The organism is Acinetobacter sp. AR2-3, from assembly GCF_001878775.1.
GTDB classification, from domain to species: Bacteria; Pseudomonadota; Gammaproteobacteria; order Pseudomonadales; family Moraxellaceae; genus Acinetobacter; species Acinetobacter lwoffii_D.
Window position 1 is genome coordinate 1 of record NZ_MJIQ01000003.1, and the last position, 800, is coordinate 800.

1 protein-coding gene is annotated in these 800 nt (G+C 44.6%); it reads left to right on the top strand.

All coding sequences use genetic code 11. From position 1 onward, the window contains the following. Positions 1 to 267: 267 nt before the first annotated feature. Positions 268 to 800: KGG domain-containing protein (locus BFN00_RS16030; protein ID WP_071850123.1), on the top strand; the 533-nt coding region annotated here is incomplete at its 3' end.

Below are 800 nucleotides of genomic sequence, written 5' to 3' on the forward strand. Positions count from 1 at the left end.
CCATTATGTTAAATGGGCAACATGTTTATATAGAAATCCATATTTTTAGCTTCAGTTCTTATAGGTAAATATACGGGACTTTCTTGTTATCTTCGTAAATAAAAAATAAAAAAAAATTCTTAAATTAAAGTTTCTTATATGAATATTAATTAGCGCTTTTACATTAATAAGATTAGAAACATATGCCAGGTTCATTCTTAAATTTATATCTTCTAATTTAGACAAGCTATTTACCTTTCGCGAAGAAGAATCAAAGGCGGTATAGATATGGCTAATCAAAATGATGATACAAATACATCAAATCGTGGATTTGCGAGCATGGACCCAGACAGACAACGTGAGATAGCGAGTCAGGGTGGTAAAGCTGCTCATGAAAGTGGAAATGCTCATGAATTTACTTCTGACGAAGCTCGTGAAGCAGGGAGAGCTGCCCATCAAAGTGGAAATGCTCATGAGTTCACTTCAGAAGAAGCGCGCGAAGCGGGCTCTCGTAGTCATATAAATGATAATAATTCTGGTGGCCGAGGACGTGGTCGCAGTCGTGATGACGACGATGACGATGATGATCGTGGTAGCCGCTCTGGTGGCCGAGGACGTGGTCGCAGTCGTGATGACGACGATGACGATGATGATCGCGGTAGCCGCTCTGGTGGCCGAGGACGTGGTCGCAGTCGTGATGACGACGATGACGATGATGATCGCGGTAGCCGCTCTGGTGGCCGAGGACGTGGTCGCAGTCGTGATGACGACGATGACGATGATGATCGCGGTAGCCGCTCTGGTGGCCGAGGACGTGGTCG